Genomic DNA, 25,752 nt, shown 5'->3' with positions numbered 1-25,752 from the left:
TGCTCGGGGCCAACGCCCTCTTCAGGCTATTTTGCGGTCGAGATGGAAGGTTCGGACAGGTGTCAGCCGCGCGGGTCGTAGATTTCGTCGAGGTCGGCGCGGGTGGTGCGAAAGCTGTTGGCAGGGTGGTCCGGGTCGGGCAGGCCAAAGGAGATGGCGCAGAGGATGAGGCGGTTGTCGGGCAGGCCGAAATGCGCCCGGATCATCGGCGCGTAGGCCGCCACGGAGGCCTGCGCGATGGTGCCGACCCCTAGGGCTGTGGCCGCGAGGGCAAAGGCGGTGACGAAACCGCCCGTGTCCATCGCGCCATAGGGGCCGAGTTCGGCCTCGGAATGCAGGATCGCGACATGCGGCGCGCCGAAGAGGCGGTAGTTTTCCAGCGACTGCCGGGCGCGCGCGGCGCGGTCCGCGCGGGCGATGCCGACTGCCTCGTAGAGTTGCAGGCCGCATTCGAGACGTCGGGCGCCATGCGCGCCGGGGTAGCTTTGCGGCCAGGGCAGGTCGGGTCGGGGGGTGTCGTTCTGCACGGCGTGGGTAAGTGCGTCGCGGAAACGGTCGGTTTCCGCGCCATGGGTCACTGTCACCTGCCAGGGCTGGGCGTTGCACCACGAGGGCGCGCGGCCCGCCGCCCGCACGATCTGGCGGATGGTTGCATCCGGCACCGGGTCGGGCAGGAAGGCGCGGCAGGAATAGCGCGTGTCGAGCAGGGTCTGCAGGGTCGGAAAATGCTCTGTCATTCGGCGGTGTCCTCTGCGCCGGGCCATGTGTCCGAGAGCCGGTAGCCCTCGGGCCAGGGATCCTCGGGGTCGAGCATAAGGGTGGATTGCCCGGTGATCCATGCCCGACCGGCGATTTCCGGGCGGATGGCGTCGAGCGGGCCGCAACGGGCGGGGCCGATGATCCGCCCGTCAAAGCGCGCGCCGATGAGCGAGGCGGCGGCGTAGCTGTCGGTCTGCGCCATCTGGCCACGCGCATGCAACAAGGCCATACGCACCGAAAGCCCGGTGCCGGTGGGGGAACGGTCGATCTTGCCGGGGCGGATGGCGACGGCGTGGCGGGCGTGGAGCGTATCGCCCTGCCGTTCTGGCGTGGTGGCGAAGAGGCAGAAGGAGATATGCCGCCAGTCGGGGTTCTCGGGGTGCTCAAACCCCAGCTGATCGGTGGCGGCGCGAGTGATCCGGGTGCCGAGATCGGCCAGTGCGCGGGCATTGGACGGGGTGAGCGTGAGATCGAGCGTGGCGGGGTCCACCACGACGAAGCTGTCGCCGCCAAAGCCCGTGTCGACGCTGATCCGCCCGAGGTTCGGGACATCGAGCGGGGTGTCGAGGCGGGACGCGAAGGAGGGCAGGTTTTCCAGCGCGATGCGCGTGACGCGCCCACCCTCGCAGGTGGCGCGCACGGCGACGAGGCCGCCGGGGGCCTCGAGGGTGAGGCGGGTTTCGGGCTCGGTCATCGGCAGGATGCCGGTTTCCAGCAGCACGGTGGCCACGCAGATCGTGTTGGAGCCGGACATCGGCGGGGTGTCGCAGGGTTCCATGATGATGAAGCCCATGTCGGCGCGGGGAACTGTGGGCGGCACCAGCAGGTTGACATGGCGAAAGACGCCGCCGCGCGGCTCGTTCAGGACAAGGCGGCGCAGGCGGTCGTCGCGGTCGATGAAGCGCGATTTTTCCCACATGGTGGCACCGGGGGGCGGGGCGACGCCGCCGGTGATGACATCGCCCACCTCGCCGCCCGCATGGGCGTGGGTGATCTGGATAGAAAGGCTGGAGCGCATCAGAAGTTTCCTTCGCTGAGTGCGATGATATAGCCCGCGGCACCCGCGAGCACAGCGCCGAACAGCACGGCAAGGGCGATTTTCCACGCCGACCAGGGGCGTTCGCCCTGCACGCGCCCGGTGCGGCCATTGACCACGAAACGATAAGTCCGACCACGGTATTTGTAGGCGGCGAGCCAGACGGGCAGCAGGATATGCTTGAAGGTGACAGCGCTGATTTCGGTGTCGATGCCATGAATGCGCTGGCGGTCGCCGCCGATGTCAAAGCGCACGTCGCGGGCGATCACCGCATCCATGCGCGCGCGGGCCTCGGCAAAGCCGGTTTCGAGATCTACCGAGTAGCCCTCGGCGCGAAAACCGGCGAGATATTCTGGGATGTAGGGCTCAAGCGCCGCCAGATCCCAGGGTTCCAGCGCGTCGGTGAAGCGTTTGGGCAGCGAGGCGGAGGCCAGCACCAGAACGTCGTCGAAGAACCGCGCGACGCGGCCCGAGACCGCACGCCAGCGGACCTTGGCCACCTGCACCTGCTGACGCTTGCCGTCGCGCATGACGGTGCGGGTTTCGTAATAGACAGTGCCGCGTTCGCCGGTGTAGCGCGATTTCGTGTCGGCGTCGAAGGTCCAGTAGGGCACATAGATGCCCTGCATCCGGCGGCCCCGACGGGCGTAGTCCTGCAATCCGTTCGGCGCGAACCAGAGGCGGCCCAGCCAGTCGGTCATGGCTTTGCGTGCTGCTGTCTCGTCCAGTGCGAAGGGCAGCAGCGCGCGCGGCTTGATGTGGCGGTGGGTGCCGGTGCCGGTGACGACCGGAGAGGCGCAGAATGGGCATTCGGTGGCATGGGTGTCGCTGCCCAGTTCGACCTGCGCGCCGCAGCTGGTGCAGGTGGTGACGCGGGTTTCCTCGATCTCCTGGGCGGGGAGTTGATCGCGCAGCGCGCCGAGGAAATCCAGTTCGCGGATGACCGGGGTCCGGGGGGCGCTGGCGTCGATCTGTTGCACGTCGCCGCAATGATCGCAGACGAGGCGGGTCTGGCCCGGCTCATAGTGGTAATCCGCGCCGCAGCTGACGCAGGGAAAGCGGTGCTCGGTCCCGGCGGGGGTGGAGGGCGGTGTGTCCTGCATCCGGGGTCAGAGAATGGAATGGAAGGCGCGCGGCGTGATGCGGCGGAGTGCTCCATCGCCAAGGGCCGTGTGACGCCAGAGGTTGAAGGTGGCATGCAGGAGGATCACGGCGAGAAGGGCAAGCAGCAGCATGCGCGCCTCGGGGCCAGGCAGGCCGTGACCCGTTACCTGCGCCGCAAGCGCGATGGCTCCCCAGCCGAGCAGGAGGTAGACCGCACGGTGCAGCCAGGGGTGCAGGGTGCGCAGTGCGCCCTCCAGCCTCGGTCCCGGTCCGTTCATCAGGCCAAGCGACAGCGCGAGGGCGCACATGCCGAGCGCCGTGGCGGCATAGGTGAGCGAGAGCCAGAGCGTCGCGCCGCCGTCGCCCAGCACGAAGAGCAGCAGGATGGCGTTGAGCCAGTGCAGGATGACCGTCGCGCGGCGGCGCATCGGCTCAGGCCCCCGGCGGTGGCGGTGGCAGGATGGTGAAGAGCTGCGCCAGTTCGGTCACGTCCTCGGCGCGCATCCAGCCGTCCTGCCCTGCGGTCCAGACATGGGTGTCGCGGGTGAGCTTGCCCTCGGTCACCATGCGGCCCATGGACGCCTTTGAATAGGGGCCGTGGGTCTGGCCATTCTCGGCAATGTGCCAGACATGTTCGACCGGGGGCGGGGGCGGTTTCTGTGCGGCGGGCCGGGCGCCCCACGGCCCGTCCTGCGCGAGGTTCTGCGCCATGGCCATGCCCATCCCCATGCCCAGACCCGCGCCGATGCCGCCGCCGCCAGAGGGGTTTTTGGCCGCCGCCGTCATCGCCTCGGCGGCGGAATACTGGGTGAAGCGGCCCAGGTCGCCGACGATGCCCATCGAGGTGCGCTTGTCCAGCGCGGCCTCGACCTCGGGGGCAGCGAGATGTTCTCGATATAGAATTCCGGGATGGTGAGGCCGTATTCGGCGACGATGGCAGTGATTTCGCCCGCCACCAACCTGCCCAGATCGGCGGTATTGGCGGCCATGTCGAGCACCGGGATGCCCGAGCCCGCGATGATCCGACTGAACGCCTGCACGATGATGTTGCGGATCTGAAAGCTGATCTCGTCCATGGTGAATTCGCCGTCGGTGCCGACGATCTCGGCCATGAATTTGGCCGGGTCCGAGACGCGAACGCTATAGGTGCCGAAGGCGCGGATGCGGGTGGGGCCGAATTCCGGGTCGCGCAGCATGATCGGGTTCTTGGTGCCCCATTTCAGATCGGTGAAACGGGTGGTGGCGACGAAATAGATCTCGGATTTGAAGGGCGATCTGAAGCCGTGATCCCAGTGTTGCAGCGAGGTCAGGATCGGCATGTTGTTGGTTTCGAGCATGTAGAGACCGGGGGTGAAGACATCGGCCAGTTGTCCTTCGTGGACAAAAACCGCCGCCTGCCCCTCGCGCACAGTGAGTTTCGCGCCATACTTGATCTCGTGCCCCTCGCGCTCGAACCGCCAGACCATCGTGTCGCGCGTGTCGTCGGTCCAGTGGATGACGTCGATGAACTGGCCGGAGAGAAAATCGAAAATGGGCATCGGGAAACTCCTTGGTGGTGGCGTCAGACCGGACCGCCTGTGCGCGCATCAAGCAGGCGGCGGACGATCGGGCGGGCTTCGTCGGGGGTCATGCCGGGTTTGAGTTCGGGGTGGTAGAGCAGTTCGAGAAGGATCTCGTCATGGCTGGTGAGCAGGGCGAATTCGTCGTCGTCGTTGAAGATCGATGGACGCGCCTGCGGGCTGTCATCGGCAAGGCCCAGCCCCTGCGCCAGTTCCTCGTGTACGCAGGATTGCCGCAGCAGCGGGGGATGTTCGGTGCGGATGAGGGCAATGGCGCGGCGATAGGTGTGATCGCCGCCCCCGCTGGAAAATGCCACGACAAGGCAATGGATCGACCGCGGCATGGTGCGGAAGATCGACAGCGTGCTTTCGCCGATATTTGGCAGGATCTGGCGGATGCGGGCAGGAAGGATATCGCGGTCATCCTCGCCCATGAAGAGGACGTGAAAGTTCGGATTTACCGTGCTCACGCCGATCGGGTGGCGGGTGATCCGGGCGAGCCGGGCCGCATAATCGCTCACAAGGTGGCGGTCGCTGTCGCGCTGTTCGTCGGGAACCGAGGCTCCGAATTCGACGCTGATGCGGACCGGGCCCGTCCATTTGCGCAGCCCGCCCGCACGACCCGAAGAGGGGCGGTATCCGGCGCCGGGGGCGTATTCGTCGTAGAATACGATGCGCTCGAAATTGCGCAGGAGCATCGCGTGGGTGTAGGGCGTGTCCGGCCCGCCGCCATCGGTGCGCAGGAGACCCCGACCGAGCAGATCGGATTCGACACGGGCGTAATAGCCGGCCAGCGCCTGACTGCGGACCGAGGGGCCGGGCGGCGCGGGCGGCGCGGCGGCGGGCGCGTCGGCGCGCGGTTCTGTAGGGGGGATATCGCAAGCCGCCAGCGCCAGCAGCGCCAGCCCCAGCAGCCCCGATCGTGTTCCGCCTGCGCGCATGCCCGGATCAGCCCCTTGGCACGGCGCCGCCTGCATTGTCGCCGACGCCGTCGCGCCGGGCCTTGGCGGCGGCGAGCGTGTCGCGCAGCTCTTTCTCCATCTTTTTCAGGTCCTCCTCGGCCTTCGCCCGTTTGGCCTTGCCCTCGTCGGCGATGGCGAGGCTTTCCTGAATCGTGCCGATGAGATCGGCGTTGGCCTGTTTCACCGCCTCGATGTCAAACACGCCGCGCTCCATTTCCTGACGGATCAGCTTGTTGCTGTCGCGCAGGTTCCTGGCGTTGGCGGTGAGCAGTTCGTTGGTCAGGTCATTGGCGTCGCGCACCGCCGCCGCTGCCTCGGCAGAGCGCTGGATGGTGACGGCCTGCGCCAGCTGGGTTTCCCAGAGCGGGACGGTGTTGACGAGGGTGGAGTTGATCTTGGTCACCAGCGACTTGTCGTTTTCCTGCACGAGGCGGATCGAGGGCAGCGACTGCATCGTCACCTGCCGGGTGAGTCTGAGATCATGCACCCGGCGTTCGAGATCGTCGCGCGCGGCGCGCAGGTCGCGCAGTTCCTGCGCCTTCATCACCTGTTCGTTTTCTGGCGCGGCCTTGACGGCGGCCTCGGCGGCGGGAATGTCCTTGCTGTCCAGTTCTTTCAACTTGGCCTCGCCCGCTGCGATGTAGAGCGCCAGTTCGTCGTAGAAGGCCAGTGTCTTTTCATAGAGCATGTCGAGGGATTTGATGTCCTTCAACAGCGTGTGCTCGTGGCTGAGCAGATCGTCGGTGATCCTGTCGATCTGGCCCTGCACCTGTTCGAAGCGGGCGGTGAATTTGGCGAAGGGGGCGGCGCGGCCCAGGAGTTTTTCCCACCACGAGCGTTCGCGGCGCACGTCGAGTTCGGAGACCGAAAAGCCGCGGATCGTGGTCACGATGCCACGCAGGCTGTCGCCCGCGGGGCCGACATCCTTGTTGCGCACGCCTTGCAGCATGGCCTGCGATATCTCTTGCAACTCGGCCTGCGCGGCGGAGCCGAAGGAGACGATGGATTGCGTGTCGGCCATGTCGATCTCGGCCATGCGGCGGGTGATTTCGGCGCTGACCAGCGCGTCGGCCTGATCGAGCGGCACGATGGCGGCGGCATCGGCGGGTTCCGGCAGGAACGCGCGGCTTACGGCCTCGACATCGGCAAGAGCGGCCTCGGCCTTGTGGCGGGTGGTCTCTGACATGGGATCATCCTTTTACGCTAAATCTCTGGTTTCAAGGTGGACGCCCTCGCGCTCCAGCCGGTCGCGCAGCACCTTGATCTCGATGTCGAGATCGGTGGTGCTGTCGGCCATGAGTGCGCGGGTCTTGGCGGTGAAATTCTGTTCGAGATCGGAAAGCAGGCTGAGATACTTGTCGCGTGCGCCGGGATTGGGGGCGCGAGCGTGCAGATCGGCGAATTTCTGCGTCGCGTCGCGCGCGCCCATCAGGTAGACGCCAAGATATTTGCGCGCGGCGGTGAGATCGCGCGGGTCGTCCTCGACGGTGCGCAGCATGTCGCGCACGGTGGTCTGGAACCGCTCCAGCCGGGCCTCGGCCTGCCGGTCGCCGGCGCGTCCGATCGCGTCGGTCATCGCCCTGAGATAGCTTTCGGCCTGATCGACCACGCGCGCCACGCGGTCGGACTGCAAGCTGTCCACGCCCTCGATCCCCTTGTCGCGGAGCGGATCGGGGCCGAAGGCGAAGCCGTGCAGCGCGCTGCCGAGCAGGGCGTAGATCAACGGCTCTGCCAGGCCGCCATTGGCGGCGAAACCGGCCAGGCCAAGCCCCGCGCCGGTGAGCAGGGAGGCGAATATCTTGCGCGGGATGGCCGGGCGGCGGGCGATCCTGCGGGCTTCATACGCCTCTTGCGCAAGGATTCCCTCGCGGGTGAACCAGGCGGCGAGCAGCAGCACGCCGAGCGCCGCGAGGTTCAGCGCCAGTTCGCTCGGGCCAGCGCCAAAGGCGCGCACGGCGAGCGGCAGGGGCGCGAAGAAGAGCAGGTTGACGCGCCCGCCCGCGCGGGTGCGCCGCGCGCCGCGAAAGCTGCCACGGTCGGCGGGGAGCTGCGCCGGGCGCTCGCCGTCGGGGCTGTATTTGCCGCCAAAACGCTGCGCCATCACACGCCCCCCGTGGCGGCGACGAACAGGATCAGCACCACCAGCAGGAGAAACGCCAGTTTCTGAAGTCCGGTATCGCTCATGCTGCCTCTGGGGGTTTTGGCGGTTCAGGGTGAACTTAGGCCAAGGGGATCGTGCTTGCTAGGGTAAGATTTCGCCAGCCGGTCCATTCTGTCCGTAAATGCTGACATCAGGGTGCAACCGGCGTGTCGGGTATTTTTGCCAAGAAGAAATCCCGATCAACCCATCCGCCCCGGCAGGCCGTATCGAAGAGGCCGGGGTCAGGGTCTGGCACGCGGTGCAGAGCGGGCGGCCATGACATCGCGGCCGAGCGTGAGGGTATAGGCCTCGAGCTCGGTCAGGGCATTCTGCGCGGTTTCGGCATCCTGCATGCTGAGCGCGTCGGCGATGCGGGTGTGAAAGCCCACGATCGCCTCGCGCGAGCGGGCGGTGAAGGTGATCATGTTCATCAGGGGCTGCATCGCCTCGACCGCGCCCGCGAGTTGGTAGGAGAGCACCGGATTGCCCGCGCTGTCCACAAGCGCGCGATGAAAGGCCACGTCGGAGGCGCAGAAGGATTCGTCGGTCAGCCCCGGCTGGGCCTGGCGGTGAATCTCGGCGCGCATGGTGGCGAGCGTGTCGGGGGTGCGACGCCGCGCGGCCAGCGGCGTGCAGGCGCGTTCCAGCGCATAGCGCGCCTCGCAGGCGGTATCGAAGCTGATGGCGTTCATGCTGAGCAGCAGCGTCGAGGTGGTGATCTGCTGGCCGTAGGCCTCGGGGTAGCTGAGACGGTTGACGAAGGCGCCGCCGAAGGCACCGCGCTGGGTGCGGATCAGCGATTGCGCGGCCAGCCGTTTGAGCGCCTCGCGTACGGTGGGACGGGAGACCGCGAAGTGATCGGCAAGTTCGGCCTCGGAGGGCAGGCGTTCATCGACGATAAGCTGGCCCGAGACGATCGCATCGCGGATCGCCTCGGCAATCTGGGCCGAGAGGTCGGCCTTGTTGTCCGGGTCAATTTTCATTTGTCTTACATTTAAATGTCTGACAATTTAAAAGCAAGAGGTGAGTCGCCGGGGGATGCGATGATAGCGGCACGGGTGAGGCGGATGGGCGGGGGGCACTGGCTGGTGCTTTATGGGTTCATTATCGGGGCATGGGGGCTGCTTTATGCGATGGCGCTGCCGGCCGATCTGCGCGTGGGCGCGACGATCTATGGCGCGGATTTCCTGCAGAGCCTGTGCATCGTGACGCCCGACGCCGCGGGCTTTGGCGGGATCGTGGCGATGTGGGCGCTGATGGCGGCGGCGATGATGGCGCCCACGGCGCTGCCTGCCTTTGCCACCTATGAGGATCTGGCGCATACCGGGCAGACGCGGTTCGGCGTGCTGGTCATGGGGTATCTGGCGGTGTGGCTGGGGTTTTCGGTGCTGGCGGCGGCGGCGCAGATGGCGCTGTTTCATGGCGGTTTGCTGAGCGCGTTCGGCGACAGCCGGTCGGGACTGATGTCGGCGGGGTTGCTGGCCGTGGCCGGGGCCTATCAGTTCAGTCCGGTCAAGGAGGCGTGTCTGTCAAGGTGTCGCCGCCCGCTGTCGTTCTTCATGCAGTACTGGGACGAGGGCGCGCTGCGCAATGGCGTGCGGCTGGGGCTGGTCTGTCTGGGGTGCTGCTGGGCGCTGATGACGCTGGCGTTTGTGGGCGGTGTGATGAACCTTGCCTTCATGGGACTGGCGACGGTGATCATGGTGCTGGAGAAGCTGCCCGATCTGGGGCGGTATCTGACACGGCCGTTGGGCGCGGGCCTTCTGGCCGCGTCGGTCTGGGTTCTGTTCACGTCAATCTGAGAGAGGAGGCCGGAAAATGGCATTGGACGATGTGGGCACGGTGCCCTGGACGATCAAGGGGGAGCTGATCCTCAACTGCAACTGCACGGTATTCTGCCCCTGCGTGGTTTCCCTGGGCAAGCATCCGCCGACCGAAGGCTATTGTCAGGCCTGGGCCGGGGTGCGGATCGACGAGGGTACATATGGCGGCGAGGATCTGTCGGGGCTGAACGTTGGCCTGATGCTGGAGATCCCCGGCCTGATGGGGCGCGGCAACTGGAAGGCCGCCGCCTATATCGACGAGCGCGCGAGCGAGGCGGCCTATGACGCGCTGGTCAACATCTTTTCCGGCCGTGCGCGGGGCACGACCGGGCTGTTCAGCATGCTGGTGAGCGAATTTCTGGGCGCCGAACGCGCGCCGGTCGTCTTCGAGACCGAAGGCAAGGCGCGGCGGCTGATGGTGGGCAAGAAGATTCAGGGCGAGGTGGTGCCCGTCGAGGGGCATGGCGGCCGCGATATCGTCGTGACCAACACCGAATACTGGATGGGTCCGGATATCACCGTGGCCACCGCCACCAAGGGCCGGGTGCGCGCCTTTGGCCGGGTGTGGGATTTCGACGGGCGCAGCGCGGAGATTTGCCAGATCGACTGGAAAGGACCGCGCTGATGCTGCTGACGGCGGATCATGTGCGCCTGATGGCGCGCTATAACGGCTGGCAGAATGCACAGATCATGCGGGCGGTGGACGGCGTCAGCCTCAAGCTGCTGACCGAGGATCACGGGGCGCATTTCGGTTCGATCCTGGGCACGCTCAACCATCTGCTCTGGGCGGACCGGCTGTGGCTGAACCGGTTCGGGGCGGGCGTCGAGCCGCCCGGGGGCGGGATCGCCGAGGGCACCGCGCTGACCCCCACGGGGGCGGCGTGGAGCGCCGAGCGCTTTGCACTCGATGGCCGGATTTCGGCCTGGGCGCGCGATCTGCTCAGTATCGACCTGACCGGCGATCTGACCTGGCATTCCGCCGTGAAGGGGGCCGGGATCAGCCGCCCGCTGGCACTGTGCGTCACCCATATGTTCAACCATCAGACCCACCACCGGGGGCAGGTCCATGCGATGCTGACGCGCGCGGGGCTGGCCGCGCCGGAAACGGATCTTGCCTTCATGCCCGAGGACATCGAATGAACGCCCCCCTGTTGTCCCTGTCGCGGCGGTTGCGCCGCACGCCGTTCTCCGAAGGTGTCGAGGCGGCGGGCGTCCGGGCCTACACGGTCTATAACCACATGCTGCTGCCGACGGTGTTTCGCTCGGTCGAGGAGGATTACCGGCATCTCAAGGAAGCGGTGCAGGTCTGGGACGTGGCCTGTGAGCGGCAGGTCGAGTTGCGCGGACCGGATGCGGGCCGCCTGATGCAGATGCTGACGCCGCGCGATCTGCGTGGCATGATGGCGGGGCAGTGCTATTATGTGCCCATCGTGGACGAAACCGGAGGCATGCTGAACGATCCGGTGGCGGTCAAGCTGGCGGAGGATCGCTGGTGGATTTCGATCGCGGATTCCGATCTGCTCTACTGGGTCAAGGGGATCGCGCATGGCTGGCGGCTGGATGTTCTGGTGGACGAGCCGGATGTGAGTCCGCTCGCGGTCCAGGGGCCGCGCGCCGACGATCTGATGGCGGCGGTGTTTGGCGACGCGGTGCGCGACATACGGTTCTTTCGCTTCGGGCATTTCGATTTCCAGGGCCGCGACATGGTGGTCGCGCGCTCGGGCTATTCCAAGCAGGGGGGCTACGAGATCTATGTGGAGGGCGGCGAAACGGGCATGCCGCTGTGGAACGCGCTGATGGAGGCGGGGCGCCCGTGGGACGTGCACGCCGGATGTCCCAACCTGATCGAGCGGATCGAGGGTGGATTGCTGAGTTATGGCAATGACATGACCGACGACAACACGCCGCATGAATGCGGGCTGGGGCGGTTCTGCAACACCGCCACTGCCATCGGCTGTATCGGGCGCGACGCGCTGCTCAGGGTGGCAAAGGAAGGGCCGGTGCAGCAGATCTGTGCCATCGCCATTGACGGCGCTCCGGTGCCGGGTTGCAGGGAATGGTGGCCGGTCCTGTCGGAGAGGGGCCACCGCGTGGGCCGGGTCAGTTCGGCGGCGTGGTCGCCGGATTTCCGGACCAATGTGTCGATTGGCATGGTGCGGATGACCCATTGGGAGGCGGGTACGGAGTTGCGCGTGCTGGCGCCGGACGGCGAGCGGCGCGGAGTGGTTCAAAAGGGGTTCTGGGCCTGAGCAGGGTCGGGGGCGCTGCCCCCGTCGCCCGTTCCGGGCGGCTCCCCCGAGGCATTTTGGGCCAGATGAAGCGGGGCATGGGCTCTGCGTGGAAAAAGGAGATTGAAATGTTCAGGGCATTGGTCGTCGAGAAGGACGAAGAGAGCGGCAGGACGAGCGCCGGGGTGAAGGAGTTGGCGCTGGAGGATCTGCCGCATGCGGAGGTGACCGTGGCGGTCGAATATTCCACGCTGAATTACAAGGACGGTCTGTGCATCGGGCCGGGCGGGGGGCTGGTGCGCAAGTATCCGCATGTGCCGGGAATCGATCTCGCCGGAACGGTCGAGGCGAGCGAGGACGCGCGCTACAGGTCCGGCGACAGGGTGGTGCTGACCGGCTGGCGCGTGGGCGAGGCGCATTGGGGCGGTTACAGCCAGAAGGCGCGGGTGAGGGCCGACTGGCTGGTGCCGCTGCCCGAGGGGGTGGATACGCGGGCGGCGATGGCGGTGGGCACCGCCGGTTTCACCGCGATGCTGGCGGTGATGGCGCTGGAGGATCACGGGCTGGCGCCGGGGCACGGGCCGGTTCTGGTGACCGGGGCGGCGGGTGGCGTCGGGTCGGTGGCGACCGCGATCCTTGCGCATCTGGGTCATGAGGTAGTGGCGGTCACCGGGCGGACCGGGCAGGAAGAGTATTTGCGCGGGCTGGGGGCCAGCCGGATCGTGCCGCGCGAGGAATTCGCCGAGGTCACGAAAAAACCGCTGGAGAGCGAGCAATGGGCGGGCTGCGTCGATGCCGTCGCCGGGGCGATGCTGGGCCGGGTGCTCAAGCAGATGAAATACGGCACCTCGGTCGCGGCCATCGGTCTGGCGGGTGGTCCGGCGATCGAGGGGGCGCTGATCACGCCCTTTATCCTGCGGGGGGTGAACCTGCTGGGTATCGACAGCGTGATGCAGCCCTATGCTAACCGGGTGCGGGCCTGGGAGCGGATCGCGCGCGATCTGCCGATGGACAGGCTGGAGGCGATGATCGTGCCCGCGACACTGGCCGATCTGCCACAATTGGGCGCGGATATCCTGAAAGGGCAGGTCCGGGGTCGTGTTGTGGTGGATGTCAGCGCCTGAGGTCTGGTATAGGCCAACCGACTGCGAGTGAGAGGGGTCGGGGGGATGATGACGGATCAAGCAGAGCCTTGCATCCGGCTGGCGCGCGAGGACGATTTCGCCGCGCTCTGGCCGATTGTGCGCGATGTGATCCGGGCGGGGGATACCTATGCTCTTGATCCCGGTCTGACACGGGAAACGGTGCGCGATCTGTGGATGCACCAGCCTCGCGCCACCTATGTCGCCGAGCGGGATGGAGAGGTGCTGGGCACCTATACCCTCAAGACCAATCAGGCGGGTGGCGGCGCGCATGTCTGCAACTGCGGCTACATGGTCGGCGAGGCTGCGCGGGGGCAGGGGATCGCGCGGGCGATGTGTCTGCATTCGCAGGATGAGGCGCGGGCCATGGGCTATCTGGCGATGCAGTTCAATTTCGTGGTCGAGACCAACCGTGGTGCGATCGCGCTGTGGCAGAGCCTCGGGTTCGAGACGGTGGGCCGCCTGCCGCGCGCCTTTCGTCATCCGCAGGCCGGACTAGTCGATGCGCGGGTGATGTTCAAATGGCTGGCGCCCGAGACTTGACGCGCAGCCCCGCCGGGGTCCGTATGATCCCTTCCTGATCCGAACATTTGGACCGGCGCGTCACGCGGGGCATGTTGTCCTGAAGGTGAAGGTCTGAAATCCCATTCGGGAGGGCAGGCTTCCCCGTGTCCTGCGGGAATGTATGGGACGGTCGGGGATGTGCGGACGTCAGATGCCGGAAACGGGCGAATCACTCGGGAGAAAAGGTCGAATTTTGGCTGCCCTGGTGGAGTCATGTGGCTGGCCGGGAGGTCTGAGCGGCCTTTTTTGCCAAGTATGTGAAATAATCTTGGGAAATGATGGGAAATCATATTTCACTGTAGTTTTTACATATATTGTTATTTAAATCTATAAACATACAACATAAGGTGTATTTTTGATTGAAGTGACCACATAATCTTGCTCGATAGGGTCATTCTAAACAATATCCTATGCCAGCTTGTGCAAAAAATCATTGCCATGGGATAAATTCCCATAGTATCCATGATGCACGATGAGAACGGGATCAAAGAGGGGCAGCAAGACCCCGAAAACTCCCAAGTCAGGTTTCATACAGGCACCCGCTTTCATCGAACAATGAGATCCGGCGCGCGGGCGAGCAGACATCCCCCCAGGTGGCGCGCGCAGTCGGACACCCCCCGCGATGCGGGACGAGGGCGGCGGGTTGATCGGTGGCAGCAGATCAACCCGCCGTTTCGTATCCGAGGGGCTGGAAACTCGAGGGGGCAGGCACAAGGACCAGCGGGACAGTGGGCCGGATATTCAGGGGCGAAAGTCTCCACAAGGTGGATGGAAAGGGCAGGGTGTCGATCCCGGCCCTGTTCCGCCGTGTGATCGAGGCCTCGGATCCGAACTGGAAAGAGGGACTGAACCCCGAACTCATCATCGTCTACGGCGATCACCGGCGGCATTACCTGGAATGCTACACCGTCGAGGCGATGGAGGAAGTGGACGCCAAGATCGCCGCTCTGCCGCGCGGTTCGAACGAACGCAAGATGGTGCAACGGCTGTTCCACGGCCAGAGCTATCCCACGAGCGTGGACGAGACCGGGCGGTTGGTGCTGCCCGCCAAGCTGCGCAAGAAGATCGACCTTGAGGGCGAGGCGTTTTTCATCGCGGCGGGCGATACGTTTCAGATCTGGAAGCCCGAGACCTACGAGGCCGAGGAACTGGCCCGGACCGAGACCTGGCTGGACGGGTTCCCGGAAGATTTCGATCCGCTGATCCTGCTGGATCGACCGCAAGAGGGGTGAGCCATGGCCGCTGCCGCCGCCCCCAAGGACACTGACCCGCATATCCCGGTTCTGTTGCGTCCGCTGATTGCCGCCGTGGCGCCGGTGCGCGGGGTCTGGCTGGACGGCACGCTGGGCGCAGGGGGCTATGCGCGGGCGCTGCTGGAGGCGGGAGCGCGCGAGGTGATCGGGGTGGACCGCGATCCGCTGGCGCTGGAGATGGCGGCGGAGTGGGGCGCACCCTATGGCGGGCGGTTGCGGCTGGTGCAAGGCAATTTCGCGCAGTTGGATCAGCATGCCGAAGGGCTGGACGGGGTGGTGCTTGATCTGGGGGTGTCGTCGATGCAGCTTGATCAGGCGGCGCGGGGTTTTTCCTTTCAGAAGGACGGTCCGCTCGACATGCGGATGAGCCAGGAGGGGCCGAGTGCCGCCGATATGGTCAATACCGCCGACGAGGGCGAACTGGCCGATATCCTCTATCTTTACGGCGAGGAACGCGCGAGCCGGCGCATCGCGCGGGCGATCGTCAAGGCGCGCGAGGCTGGGCGGATCGAGACGACGCTGCATCTAGCGGGGATCGTCGAGCGGTGTCTGCCGCGCCCCAAACCCGGTCAGGTGCATCCCGCGACACGCACGTTCCAGGCGATCCGGATCGCGGTGAATGACGAATATGGAGCACTTCTGGGCGGGCTGGAGGCGGCGGAGCGTGCGCTGGTCCCCGGCGGGTATCTGGCGGTGGTGACATTTCATTCCATCGAGGATCGGATGGTCAAGCGGTTCCTGCAGGACCGGTCGGGCGGCGGTGGCGCCGGCAGTCGCCACGCGCCCGCGACTCTGCGCAAGGCGCCGCAATTCAAACTGAAATCGCGCAAGGCGATCGGGCCGGATCCGCAGGAACTGGCTGAAAATCCGCGATCGCGCAGCGCCAAGCTGCGGGTTGCGGTGCGGACGGAGGCCCCGCCGGGGCGCACCGACCGCGCATCCATCGGCATGCCGCTTCTCAAGGGGGAAAGATAATGCGCAGCCTGTTATTCGCAGTGACGACGCTGGCGGTGATCGGCCTGGCGTTCTGGGCCTATCGCGAGAATTACCGCACGCAGGAGGCGCTGGCGCGCGCCGAGCAGTTGCAGGCCGAGATCGGCGAGGCGCGGCAGCGGCTGCGGGTGCTCAATGCCGAATGGGCCTATCTGAACCGTCCCGAGCGGCTGATGGATCTGGTCGAGATCAATTACGACCGACTGGGTCTGTTGCCGCTGCAACCGCATCAGTTCGGGCGGATTGATCAGGTCGCCTATCCGGCGCCGGTGCTGCCGATCACCAATTCGATTGATGTCTCGACCATGGAGCAGGAGCCATGATCCGCACGCCACTGCGCCCGCTGGCGCGTATTCTGGATGCCCGCAGCCGGGGCGAGAACCCCGATGCCATCGAGCGCGAGAATATCCGCCTGCGCCATGAAGAGATGCGCGACCGCGCCCGGAGGCGGGCCGAGGGGCGGCTGCTGGTGCTGGCGGTGATGTTCTTCTGCGCCTTTGGCGTGGTCGGCGGGCGCATGGCGGTGCTGGCCCAGTCCGAACCCGCCGAGCCGCGCGCCAGCGTGGCGGGTGCGGAAATTTTTGCGCAGCGCGCGGATATCGTGGACCGGCAGGGGCGTATTCTGGCGACGAATTTCGACACCTACAGTCTTTATGCGCAGCCGCAGACGATGGTCGATCCGGCGACAGCGGCGGACAAGCTGGCAGCGATTTTTCCCGACCTCAACCGCGACCGGCTGCTGAAGGATTTTACCGGCACGCGCAAGTTCCTGTGGATCAAGAAGAAACTGAGTCCCGAGCAGCAGCAGGCGGTGCATGACATTGGCGAGCCGGGGCTGCTGTTCGGACCGCGCGAGATGCGGCTCTATCCCAACGGGCGGCTGGCCGCGCATGTGCTGGGCGGGGCGAGTTTCGGTCGTGAAGGGGTGCATGCCGCCGAGGTTGTGGGCGTGGCGGGCGTCGAGAAGTTCCATGACGAGCGGCTGCGCGATCCGGGCCGCTCGAACGAACCGCTGGTGCTGTCGCTCGACCTGTCGGTGCAGGCGGCGATGGAGCGTGTTCTGCTGGGCGGCATGAAGATCATGAATGCCAGGGGCGCGGCGGGCATTCTGATGGAGGTGGGGACCGGCGAGGTTGTCGCTGTGGCCTCGCTGCCGGATTTCGATCCCAACGACCGGCCCGCGCTGCCGGTGACGGGGCGGCCCGATGACAGTCCGCTGTTCAACCGCGCGGTGCAGGGGGTTTATGAGCTGGGCAGCACGTTCAAGGTCTTTGCCGTGGCGCAGGCACTGGATCTGGGGCTGGTGACGCCCGACACGGTGATCAACACCAAGACGCCGATGGCATGGGGCAAGTTCCGGATCCGCGATTTCCGCAATTACGGGCCGGAACAGTCGGTGACCAATGTGATCGTCAAGTCCTCGAACGTGGGCACGGCGCGGATCGCCATGGAGATCGGGGGCGTGCGGCAGCGCGCGTTTCTGGAAAAGCTGGGGTTCATGGAAGCCTCACCCGTCGAGATCACCGAGGCGGCGGGCAGCAAGCCGCTCTTGCCGGCGAAATGGTCGGAACTGTCGACAATGACGATTTCCTATGGCCACGGGTTTTCGACCAGCCCGATGCATCTGGCCGCCGCCTATGCCACGATCGCCAACGGTGGGCGGCGCGTCACACCGACCCTGCTGCATGGTGGCGCACAGGGGCCGGGCGAACGGGTCATTTCGGAACAGACCGCCGCCGCGATGCGCGGGATGCTGCGCGAGGTGGTGGCCGGCGGCACCGCGAGCCTGGGCGAGGTGCCGGGCTATGCGGTGGCTGGCAAGACCGGCACCGCCGACAAGCCCCGGATCAACGGCAAGGGTTATGAAAAGGACAAGGTGATCGCGACCTTTGCCAGCTTTTTCCCGGCACATGACCCGCAATATGTGCTGGTGGTCGCGCTGGACGAGCCGGTCGAGACATCCGGAGACGAGCCGCGCCGCACCGCGGGCTGGACCGCGGTGCCGGTTGCCGCAGAGATCATCCGCCGCGTCGCTCCGCTGCTGGGGCTGCGACCCGAGATTGAACCCGGGGAACTGGCTGCTATAAGGCAGGCATCCAATTGAACGGCAACGGGGCAGCGTGGTGGGGCAGATCAGATCATTGGCAGAGCTTGGCCTGACTGCGCAGGCCGGGCGGCACGCGCAGGTGACGGGTCTTGCCGTGGACAGCCGCGAGGTGCGCGACGGCTATCTGTTCGCCGCCCTGCCCGGCACGCGGCTGCATGGTGCAGAGTTCATCAGCTACGCCCTGCGGCAGGGAGCCGGCGCCGTTCTGACCGATGCCGAGGGCCTGCGGATCGCCCGCGAGGATCTGGAACAGAGCGATGCGGCGCTGATCGTCGCCGAGGATCCGCGTCAGACGCTGGCCTTCGCCGCTGCCCTCTGGTTCGGTGCGCAGCCCGAGACCATGGTGGCGGTGACCGGCACCAACGGCAAGACATCGGTGGCGACCTTTACCCGGCAGATCTGGGAGAGGCTGGGATTCGACGCGGTCAACCTGGGCACCACCGGGGTGGAGGGGGCCTATAGCGCGCCGCTGCATCACACCACGCCCGAGCCGATCACCCTGCACCGGTTGCTGGCAAAATGCGAGGCGGCGGGGGTGACGCATGCGGCGATGGAGGCCTCGTCGCATGGTCTGGCGCAGCGGCGGCTGGACGGTGTGCGGCTGATGGCGGCAGGGTTCACGAATTTCACCCAGGATCATCTGGATTACCACGCCACGTTTGACGAATATTTCTCCGCCAAGGCGGGGCTTTTCGCCCGAGTGCTGTCCGAGGATGGGGTTGCGGTGATCAATATCGACGACCCGCGCGGCGGCGACATGGCGGCGATTGCGGCGGCGCGCGGGCAGGATCTGATCTCGGTCGGGCGCAGGCCGGGGGCGGATCTGCATCTGATGGCGCAGCGTTTTGATGCGACGGGGCAGGTCATGCGGTTCGCCTGGGAGGATCGGGTGCATCAGCTGCGGCTGCATCTGATCGGAGGGTTCCAGGCGGAAAACGTGCTGCTGGCCGCCGGGCTGGCGATCGGGACCGGTTCCGATCCCGAACGGGTGTTCGAGACATTGGGCGCGATGAAGACGGTGCGCGGGCGGATGCAGCTGGCGGCGCGGCGCGAGAACGGCGCCGCGGTGTTCGTCGATTACGCCCATACGCCCGATGCGGTGGCCACCGCGATCCGCGCGCTGCGCCCGCATGTGATGGGCCGGCTCATCGCCATCGTGGGCGCGGGTGGCGACCGCGACCGCGCCAAGCGCCCGCTGATGGGGCAGGCGGCGGCGGATCATGCCGATCTGGTGATCGTGACCGATGACAACCCGCGCTCCGAGGATCCGGCGGCGATCCGCGCGGCGGTGCTGGCGGGCTGTCCGGCGGCGCGGGAGGTGGGCGATCGCGCCGAGGCGATCCTGCGCGGAGTGGACATGCTGGGGCCGGGCGATGCCCTGCTGATCTGCGGCAAGGGGCATGAGACGGGGCAGACGGTGGGCGATGACGTGCTGCCCTTTGACGATGCCGAACAGGCGAGCCTTGCGGTGTCGGTGCTGGACGGGGGGCGGGTATGACGCTCTGGTCGGCGCAGGAGGCCGCTGTGGCCACGGGCGGGCGGATCACCGCCGACTGGCAGGCCAGCGGTGTGTCGATCGACACGCGGACGCTGCGGCCGGGGGATCTGTTCGTGGCGCTGAGCGCTGCACGCGACGGGCATGAGTTCGTGGTGCAGGCGCTGGCCAGGGGGGCCGCGGCGGCAATGGTCAGCCGCATCCCGGAAGGGGTGCAGCCGGATGCGCCGCTTCTGATTGTTGAGGATGTGCAGGCGGGATTGGAGGCGCTGGGACGGGCGGGGCGCGCGCGGGCGCGGGCGCAAGTGGTGGCGGTTACCGGCTCGGTCGGCAAGACCTCGACCAAGGAGATGCTGCGCGATGTGCTGGCGCATCAAGGACGCAGCCATGCGGCCGAGGCCAGTTACAACAACCACTGGGGCGTGCCGCTGACGCTGGCGCGGATGCCTGCCGATGCCGAGTTTGCCGTGATCGAGATCGGCATGAACCATCCCGGCGAGATCGCGCCGCTGGCGCGGATGGCGCGACCGCATGTGGCGCTGATCACCACGGTGGCGGCGGCGCATCTGGAGGCGTTCGAGAATATCGAGGGGATCGCCCGCGAAAAGGCCTGCATCTTCGAGGGGCTGGAGCCGGGGGGCGTGGCGGTGATCAACGCCGATCTGGAGGTGACCCCGATCCTGCGGGCGGCGGCGGAGCGTCTGGCGGGCCGGGTGATCAGTTTCGGCGCGGCGCCGGGCGCGCATCACCGGCTGATGAAGGTCGAGTTGCACGAGCGGGCCACGGTGGGCCATGCCCGCGCCTGGCGCACGCCGCTGGTCTACAAGGTCGGCGTGCCGGGACGGCATTTCGCGCTGAACGCGCTGGCGGTTCTGGCGGTGGTGCGGGTACTGGAGCTTGACCGGGCGGTGGCGATGGCCGATCTGGCGGGCTGGTCCCCGCCCGCGGGGCGCGGCACGCGCGAGGAACTGGTGCTTGATCTGGCGAATGACGGGATCAGCATCGACCTTATTGACGATGCGTTCAACGCCAATCCCGCCTCGATGGCCGCAGCCCTTGAGGTGCTGGCCGCCGCGCGGCCGCGCGACGGGGTGGGGCGGGTGTCCAGGGGCCGCAGGATCGCCATTCTGGGTGATATGCTGGAACTGGGCGTGCGTGAGCAGGCGCTGCACGCAGAGTTGGCGACCCTGCCGGAGATAGCCGCGATCGACGAAATTCATTGCGTGGGATCGAGAATGCGCGCCCTCTGGGAGGTGCTGCCCGAGGTCCGGCGGGGCAGATGGGCAGAAACACCGGAGGCTCTGGCCGAACAGGCGCATCGCCTGATAGATGCGGGCGATGTCGTGCTGGTCAAGGGCTCGAAGGGGAGCCGGGTGAGCCTGGTGGTCGAGGCGCTGCGCCGCGCGGCCCGCAGTGCTGAGAAAGGAAACGGCTAGATGCTGTATTGGCTGACGGCGCTGTCGGATGGCGGCGACATATTCAACCTCTTTCGTTACATCACGTTCCGCGCGGGCGGGGCGTTCATGACGGCGCTGGTGTTCGGGTTCCTGTTCGGCCCGCCGCTGATCCTGGTACTGCGCAAGCGGCAGGGCAAGGGTCAGCCGATTCGCAGCGACGGGCCTGAGGGGCATTTTTCCAAGGCGGGCACGCCGACGATGGGGGGGCTTCTGATCGTGGGGGCGCTGCTGACCTCGACGCTGCTCTGGGCGCGGCTGGACAATCCCTATGTCTGGCTGGTGCTGTTTGTCACGCTGGCGTTCGGTCTGATCGGTTTTGCCGATGATTACGCCAAGGTGTCCAGGGGCAATGTAAAGGGTGTGCCGGGGCGCGTGCGGCTGGGGCTTGGCCTTGCCATCGCGATCATCGCGGCCTATTGGGCAAGCTACAACCATCCGGCGGCGTTGCAGTATCAACTGGCGCTGCCGGTGTTCAAGGATGTGCTGGTCAATCTGGGCGTCTTTTTTGTTCCCTTCGCGATGATCGTGATCGTGGGCGCGGCCAATGCGGTGAACCTGACCGACGGGCTGGACGGGCTGGCGATCATGCCGGTGATGATCGCCTCGGGTGCGCTGGGGGTGATTGCGTATACGGTCGGGCGAACCGATTTCACCGAGTACCTTGGCCTGCATTACGTGCCGGGCACGGGCGAGATCCTGATCTTTGTCGCCGGGCTGATGGGCGGCGGCCTGGGGTTTCTGTGGTATAATGCGCCGCCGGCGGCGGTGTTCATGGGCGATACCGGCTCGCTGGCGCTGGGCGGTGCGCTGGGGGCGATTGCGGTAGCCACCAAGCACGAGCTGGTACTGGCCATCGTCGGCGGTCTGTTCGTGGTCGAGGCGCTGTCGGTGATCATCCAGGTGCTCTATTTCAAGCGCACCGGCAAGCGGGTGTTCCTGATGGCCCCGATTCATCATCATTACGAAAAGAAGGGCTGGGCCGAGCCTCAGATCGTGATCCGCTTCTGGATCATCGCACTGATCCTCGCGATGATCGGGCTTGCGACGTTGAAGCTGCGGTGAGGGGTAGCGAGTATTGGCTTGAGAAACAGACGGATCAAGGCCGTGCCAGGATCATTTCCGTATGTTCTGAAGCGCTTCGCTGAAGGCCCCGGCAAGAATGCCCGTGGGTAACGCGATGAATCCGATCCCGGTGATCGCGGTGAATGCAGCGAATATGCGGCCTAAAGGTGTGACAGGCACGATGTCGCCATAACCGACAGTTGTCAATGTGGCCACAGACCACCACATCGCGCGAGGTATGGAGCCGAAGTTCTCTGGCTGGAAGTCGCGTTCGGCCAGATAAAGTGCTGTGGACGACAGCAACATGAGGCCAAAGGCGGCAACAATGCTGACGCCCAGTTCATAGCGTCTTTGGACTATCGCTTGCGAGATCATCTGCATGGCGAGTGAGTATCGCCCAAGGCGGGCGAGACGCACCAGTCGGGCGGCACGGAACATGCGAAACAATGTCGCCTCAAGCCCGAGGAAGGGGAATATAAAGGCCAACAGGACGATGAGATCAACCAGGGAGGCAAAGGTCAGGGCATAACGCCATGGTGAGCCGTAACGTGGATTGAGAGATGCGGCGTAGAGTCGGGCGAGATATTCGATGAGAAAAGCGGCAAAGAAAAACAGATGCGCCGCCGCATAGAGAGGTTCCAGCCCGTGGGTGAGATTCGGTTCCGTTTCAAAGACCCCGAGCAGGATCGACAAACAGATCAGAGCCACGATCCAGTTGTTGGTACGCGAAAGGCCGGGGCCATCGTGCATTTCCGGATCAAGCGCCTGAGAAAGTTTCTTTTGGAGCATGGAGCGTTTCGCTAAGCTGGAAGTTGCATAAGCGGGAGGCTAGCATGGTATTGCGTTTCAGGAGAACCATGAAAATCGCGCCGGGCGTGCGGTTGAATCTGACAAAGAAGGGCGTCAGCGCACGTATCGGGCCGCGTGGTGCAGGCATTACCACCGGGACCAGCGGCACAACAGTAAGTGTCGGCATCCCCGGTTCCGGACTGCACGTCAGCAGGAAGGTCAAGGCTGCAGCGAAACGGGCGGATACGCAGGATGCGGCAAAGCCTGACAATGTTCCCGGCGGAGGCGCAAAGCTTGGATTTTTCGGTTGGATCGGAGTGCTTGTCTGGGTTCTGATCATTCTCTGGGGTGTCGGTCGAATGCTTTGATGACCGCATTTCTGCGGCGCAACCAAGGTATTTTTCACATAGCTTTCCATGTTTGTGACGGGCGGGCCATCGTCGTGCGCGTGACCATGTAACGATGGCGGCGTCTTTGCACAGGGTGAAGAACGGCGGATGCAGGTTGCGGGGTGGAACCCCGCCCTACGGGGTTTGCGGTCAGGCGCCGCAGCCGCGGCTTGCATATTGTCCCTGTCCCGGCGCAAATACCGGGGAAGGATGCAGAGGGTCGGAATGATACCTGTCAGGGGCTTTGAGGGAGCAAGGGTTGCCGTGCTCGGGCTGGGGCGTTCGGGCCTGTCGGCGGCGCGGGCGCTGCGCGCGGGCGGTGCGGTGCCGCTGTGCTGGGACGACAACGAGGCGGCGCGCGTGGCGGCGGAGGCCGAAGGGTTCCGCATCGCGGATTTTAGTCGCGCCGGTGCATTCGACGGGGTGGCGGCACTGATCGTCAGCCCCGGTATCCCGCATCTCTATCCGGCGCCCAACCGGGTGATCGCAGCCGCACAGGAGGCGGGTGTGCCGGTGGACAACGATATCGGCCTGTTCTTCCGGTCGCTGGCGACGCAGGCGTGGGACGATCTCGACGTGGCCCCACGTGTTGTCGCTGTGACCGGCAGCAACGGCAAATCCACCACTTCGGCGCTGATCCACCATGTGCTGCGCGAGGCAGGCCGTGAGGCGCAGCTGGCGGGCAATATCGGGCGCGGCGTGCTGGATATCGACCCGCCGGGCGATGGCGGGGTTGTGGTGCTGGAACTGTCGAGTTACCAGACGGATCTTGCGCGCGCGCTGACGCCGGATGTGGCGGTGTTCACCAATTTCTCGCCCGATCATCTGGACCGGCACGGCGGTCTTGGCGGTTATTTCGCCGCCAAGCGGCGGCTCTTTGCCGAGGGTGGCCCGGACCGAGCGGTGATCGGCGTCGATGAGGACGAGGGGCGTTATCTGGCGGGGCAGCTGAGCGAGGGGTCCGGCGATGACCGGGTGATCCGGGTATCGGTCGCGCGCAAGCTGTCCGGCCCCGGCTGGTCGGTGTTCGCGCGCAAGGGGTTTCTGAGCGAATATCGGCAGGGCCGGCAGGTCGGGTCGATCGACCTGCGCGGGATCAAAGGCCTGCCCGGTGCGCACAACCATCAGAACGCCTGCGCCGCCTATGCTGCGGCGCGCACGCTGGGGCTGGCGCCACGGGTGATCGAGCAGGGCTTTCGCAGTTTTGCCGGCCTGCCGCATCGCAGTCAGCGGGTGGCGGAGAAGAGTGGCGTCACATTCGTCAACGACAGCAAGGCCACCAATGTGGACAGCGCGCTCAAGGCGCTGCTGGCGTTCGAGAATATCCGCTGGATCTGTGGCGGGCTGGAGAAGGAGGGCGGGCTTGCCGGGCTGAAACCCGGCCTCGCGCATGTGCGCAGGGCCTATGTGATCGGGCGCGAGGCGGCGCAGTTCGCCCTTGGTTTGGAGGGGGTCGAGAGCGAGGTATGCACCACCATGGCGCGTGCGGTCGGACGGGCCGTGGAAGATGCCGAGCCGGGCGATGTGGTGCTGCTGGCCCCGGCGGCGGCGAGTTTCGATCAGTATGACAATTTCGAGCGGCGCGGCGAGGATTTCATCGCTGAGGTGCGCGCGCGTCTATAGGGCGGCATTCCGGGTATTTTCACCAGGAGGAAACTCTGGTCCGGGTTTCTTTCTGATGCAAATCCCCATTTGCCAGGTCAGGCCCGCGTTGCGATCGCCTGTCCGGCAGCCCAGCCCGAGGACCATGCCCATTGGAAATTGTAGCCGCCGAGCCAGCCGGTGACATCGACCGCCTCGCCGATGGCGTAGAGGCCGGGGAGATGTTTGGACTCCAAGGTTTTCGAGGACAGCCCGTCGGTCGCGATACCTCCGAGGGTGACCTCGGCGGTGCGGTAGCCCTCGGTGCCGGTGGGTCTGAGATGCCAGGCGCGCAGGGCGTCGGTGATCTGGACGAGCCGCGCGTCGGACTGGTCGGCGAGATTGCCGGTGAGATCGAGCCGGGGGGTGAGGTAAGTCACCAGCCGGGCGGGCAGGTGGTGGCCGAGTTCGGTGGTCAGGTTGCGCCGACCCTCGGTCCGGCGCTGCGCGCGCAGAGCGTCAAGCAGCCTGGCCCCGGGATCCAGATCCAGCGTGACCGGCAGACCCTCGCGCCAAACTGACGATATTTGCAGGATCGCGGGCCCCGAGAGACCGCGATGGGTGAAAAGTGCTGCCTCGTCGAAGGCGGTGCCGTTGCAGGTGGCGCGCACCGGCAGCGCTGTGCCGGAGAGGGGCGCGAAGGGGCCCTCGGAAAAGGTGAGCGGCACCAGCGCGGGGCGGGTTTCGGTGACGTTGTGGCCAAACTGGCGGGCGATATCATAGGCAAGGCCGGTTGCGCCCATTTTGGGGATCGACTTGCCGCCGGTGGCCAGAACGAGGTTGCGGGCGGTGATCTGACGGGTCTTGCCTTCACGCTCCAGTATGGCGCAAAAGCGGCTGCCGTCATGGCGGATGTCGCGCAAGGTGGTCGAGAGCCAGAGATCGGCCCCGGCGCGGCGCAGTTCGGTGACCAGCATCGCCACCACCTGCGTCGCCTTGCCGTCGCAGAAGAGCTGCCCCAGGGTTTTCTCGTGCCAGGCGATGCCGTGTTGCGCCATCAGGTCGATGAAATCCCATTGTGTATAGCGTGACAGGGCGGACTTGCAGAAATGCGGGTTGGCGGAGAGGAAGTTTTCAGGGCCAGTATGAAGATTGGTGAAATTGCAGCGCCCGCCGCCCGAAATGCGGATTTTCTCGCCGGGGGAGGCTGCATGATCGACGATCAGCGTGCCGGGTCCGGCATGGGCCGCGCACATCAGGCCTGCGGCCCCTGCGCCGAGAACAAGTGTGTCGCAGGTCGTGCTCATGG

At 66.0% G+C, this 25,752-nt stretch carries 25 protein-coding genes and 1 pseudogene; 15 read left to right on the top strand and 11 right to left on the bottom strand.

All coding sequences use genetic code 11. The features are described 5' to 3' along the window. Window positions 1–62: 62 nt before the first annotated feature. The 9 genes and pseudogenes from BSG08_RS16220 to BSG08_RS16180 all read right to left on the bottom strand — a co-directional run bounded on the left by BSG08_RS16220 (window position 63) and on the right by BSG08_RS16180 (window position 8,543). Window positions 63–737, bottom strand: a complete 675-nt coding sequence (locus BSG08_RS16220) for a nitroreductase (protein WP_093038897.1) — start codon at window positions 735–737, stop codon at window positions 63–65. Further along, on the bottom strand, window positions 734–1,777 hold the full coding sequence (locus tag BSG08_RS16215; RefSeq protein WP_093038896.1) for a trans-3-hydroxy-L-proline dehydratase: 1,044 nt from the start codon (window positions 1,775–1,777) through the stop codon (window positions 734–736). Before BSG08_RS16215 ends, BSG08_RS16220 begins: the two co-directional genes overlap by 4 nt. Next, complete coding sequence (locus BSG08_RS16210; protein ID WP_093038895.1) at window positions 1,777–2,898, bottom strand: TFIIB-type zinc ribbon-containing protein; 1,122 nt, start codon at window positions 2,896–2,898, stop codon at window positions 1,777–1,779. The genes BSG08_RS16215 and BSG08_RS16210 overlap by 1 nt, the downstream gene beginning before the upstream one ends. Window positions 2,899–2,904: 6 nt before the next feature. Next, window positions 2,905–3,327, bottom strand: a complete 423-nt coding sequence (locus BSG08_RS16205) for a hypothetical protein (protein ID WP_093038894.1) — start codon at window positions 3,325–3,327, stop codon at window positions 2,905–2,907. A 4-nt stretch (window positions 3,328–3,331) separates the two neighbouring features. Beyond that, a pseudogene (locus tag BSG08_RS16200) lies at window positions 3,332–4,437 on the bottom strand (SPFH domain-containing protein). Window positions 4,438–4,460: 23 nt separating this feature from the next. Further along, window positions 4,461–5,399 carry a DUF2927 domain-containing protein gene (locus BSG08_RS16195; RefSeq protein WP_175544811.1) on the bottom strand — a complete coding sequence of 313 codons (939 nt, stop codon included), beginning with the start codon at window positions 5,397–5,399 and terminating at the stop codon, window positions 4,461–4,463. 7 nt (window positions 5,400–5,406) lie between these two features. Then, entirely contained in the window at window positions 5,407–6,606 is a 1,200-nt protein-coding gene (locus tag BSG08_RS16190; protein WP_093038893.1) for a toxic anion resistance protein, read from the bottom strand. A 12-nt stretch (window positions 6,607–6,618) separates the two neighbouring features. Continuing rightward, window positions 6,619–7,521, bottom strand: coding sequence for a 5-bromo-4-chloroindolyl phosphate hydrolysis family protein (locus tag BSG08_RS16185; protein ID WP_093038892.1), 903 nt, complete (start codon window positions 7,519–7,521; stop codon window positions 6,619–6,621). A gap of 281 nt (window positions 7,522–7,802) precedes the next feature. Then, window positions 7,803–8,543 carry a FadR/GntR family transcriptional regulator gene (locus BSG08_RS16180; protein ID WP_093038891.1) on the bottom strand — a complete coding sequence of 247 codons (741 nt, stop codon included), beginning with the start codon at window positions 8,541–8,543 and terminating at the stop codon, window positions 7,803–7,805. A gap of 84 nt (window positions 8,544–8,627) precedes the next feature. Between BSG08_RS16180 and BSG08_RS16175 the strand changes: the two genes are divergently transcribed. The 13 genes from BSG08_RS16175 to mraY all read left to right on the top strand — a co-directional run bounded on the left by BSG08_RS16175 (window position 8,628) and on the right by mraY (window position 21,684). After that, window positions 8,628–9,362 carry a DUF2182 domain-containing protein gene (locus tag BSG08_RS16175; RefSeq protein ID WP_093038890.1) on the top strand — a complete coding sequence of 245 codons (735 nt, stop codon included), beginning with the start codon at window positions 8,628–8,630 and terminating at the stop codon, window positions 9,360–9,362. A 16-nt stretch (window positions 9,363–9,378) separates the two neighbouring features. Continuing rightward, a complete protein-coding gene (locus BSG08_RS16170) occupies window positions 9,379–10,008 on the top strand; it encodes a DUF1326 domain-containing protein (RefSeq protein WP_093038889.1) in 630 nt (209 codons plus the stop codon). Then, the gene (locus tag BSG08_RS16165; RefSeq protein WP_093038888.1) at window positions 10,008–10,523 is read left to right on the top strand and encodes a DinB family protein; all 516 of its coding nucleotides are present in this window, start codon (window positions 10,008–10,010) and stop codon (window positions 10,521–10,523) included. Before BSG08_RS16170 ends, BSG08_RS16165 begins: the two co-directional genes overlap by 1 nt. Further along, complete coding sequence (locus BSG08_RS16160; RefSeq protein WP_093038887.1) at window positions 10,520–11,632, top strand: dimethylsulfoniopropionate demethylase; 1,113 nt, start codon at window positions 10,520–10,522, stop codon at window positions 11,630–11,632. Before BSG08_RS16165 ends, BSG08_RS16160 begins: the two co-directional genes overlap by 4 nt. A 107-nt stretch (window positions 11,633–11,739) precedes the next feature. Then, entirely contained in the window at window positions 11,740–12,735 is a 996-nt protein-coding gene (acuI, locus tag BSG08_RS16155) for an acryloyl-CoA reductase (protein ID WP_093038933.1), read from the top strand. 48 nt (window positions 12,736–12,783) lie between these two features. Then, window positions 12,784–13,296, top strand: coding sequence for a GNAT family N-acetyltransferase (locus BSG08_RS16150; protein ID WP_093038932.1), 513 nt, complete (start codon window positions 12,784–12,786; stop codon window positions 13,294–13,296). Between the two features lie 749 nt (window positions 13,297–14,045). Beyond that, window positions 14,046–14,549, top strand: coding sequence for a division/cell wall cluster transcriptional repressor MraZ (mraZ, locus tag BSG08_RS16145; RefSeq protein WP_093038886.1), 504 nt, complete (start codon window positions 14,046–14,048; stop codon window positions 14,547–14,549). Between the two features lie 3 nt (window positions 14,550–14,552). Further along, window positions 14,553–15,545, top strand: coding sequence for a 16S rRNA (cytosine(1402)-N(4))-methyltransferase RsmH (gene rsmH / locus BSG08_RS16140; RefSeq protein WP_093038885.1), 993 nt, complete (start codon window positions 14,553–14,555; stop codon window positions 15,543–15,545). Then, window positions 15,545–15,886, top strand: coding sequence for a cell division protein FtsL (gene ftsL, locus BSG08_RS16135; RefSeq protein ID WP_175544810.1), 342 nt, complete (start codon window positions 15,545–15,547; stop codon window positions 15,884–15,886). Before rsmH ends, ftsL begins: the two co-directional genes overlap by 1 nt. Next, window positions 15,883–17,667 carry a peptidoglycan D,D-transpeptidase FtsI family protein gene (locus tag BSG08_RS16130; RefSeq protein ID WP_093038883.1) on the top strand — a complete coding sequence of 595 codons (1,785 nt, stop codon included), beginning with the start codon at window positions 15,883–15,885 and terminating at the stop codon, window positions 17,665–17,667. Before ftsL ends, BSG08_RS16130 begins: the two co-directional genes overlap by 4 nt. A 19-nt stretch (window positions 17,668–17,686) precedes the next feature. Continuing rightward, window positions 17,687–19,168, top strand: coding sequence for a UDP-N-acetylmuramoyl-L-alanyl-D-glutamate--2,6-diaminopimelate ligase (locus tag BSG08_RS16125; protein ID WP_093038931.1), 1,482 nt, complete (start codon window positions 17,687–17,689; stop codon window positions 19,166–19,168). Beyond that, window positions 19,165–20,601: a UDP-N-acetylmuramoyl-tripeptide--D-alanyl-D-alanine ligase gene (locus tag BSG08_RS16120; RefSeq protein WP_093038882.1), complete on the top strand. Its 1,437-nt coding sequence runs from the start codon at window positions 19,165–19,167 to the stop codon at window positions 20,599–20,601. The genes BSG08_RS16125 and BSG08_RS16120 overlap by 4 nt, the downstream gene beginning before the upstream one ends. After that, on the top strand, window positions 20,602–21,684 hold the full coding sequence (mraY, locus tag BSG08_RS16115; RefSeq protein ID WP_093038881.1) for a phospho-N-acetylmuramoyl-pentapeptide-transferase: 1,083 nt from the start codon (window positions 20,602–20,604) through the stop codon (window positions 21,682–21,684). 51 nt (window positions 21,685–21,735) lie between these two features. Here mraY and BSG08_RS16110 read toward each other — a convergent pair whose 3' ends face one another. After that, a complete protein-coding gene (locus BSG08_RS16110; protein ID WP_093038880.1) occupies window positions 21,736–22,473 on the bottom strand; it encodes an ion transporter in 738 nt (245 codons plus the stop codon). A gap of 44 nt (window positions 22,474–22,517) precedes the next feature. Between BSG08_RS16110 and BSG08_RS16105 the strand changes: the two genes are divergently transcribed. Both BSG08_RS16105 and murD read left to right on the top strand, forming a co-directional pair. Further along, the gene (locus BSG08_RS16105; protein WP_093038879.1) at window positions 22,518–22,841 is read left to right on the top strand and encodes a DUF4236 domain-containing protein; all 324 of its coding nucleotides are present in this window, start codon (window positions 22,518–22,520) and stop codon (window positions 22,839–22,841) included. 246 nt (window positions 22,842–23,087) lie between these two features. Further along, window positions 23,088–24,485 carry a UDP-N-acetylmuramoyl-L-alanine--D-glutamate ligase gene (gene murD, locus BSG08_RS16100; RefSeq protein ID WP_093038878.1) on the top strand — a complete coding sequence of 466 codons (1,398 nt, stop codon included), beginning with the start codon at window positions 23,088–23,090 and terminating at the stop codon, window positions 24,483–24,485. A 77-nt stretch (window positions 24,486–24,562) separates the two neighbouring features. Here murD and BSG08_RS16095 read toward each other — a convergent pair whose 3' ends face one another. After that, window positions 24,563–25,750, bottom strand: a complete 1,188-nt coding sequence (locus BSG08_RS16095) for a BaiN/RdsA family NAD(P)/FAD-dependent oxidoreductase (RefSeq protein WP_093038877.1) — start codon at window positions 25,748–25,750, stop codon at window positions 24,563–24,565. Window positions 25,751–25,752 lie beyond the last annotated feature (2 nt).

Origin of the sequence: Roseovarius azorensis, assembly GCF_900109455.1 — a bacterium.
In the GTDB taxonomy this organism is placed as follows: Bacteria; Pseudomonadota; Alphaproteobacteria; order Rhodobacterales; family Rhodobacteraceae; genus Roseovarius; species Roseovarius azorensis.
The sequence above is the reverse complement of the archived record's forward strand: the minus strand, read 5'-3'. Positions and strand labels throughout refer to the sequence as shown.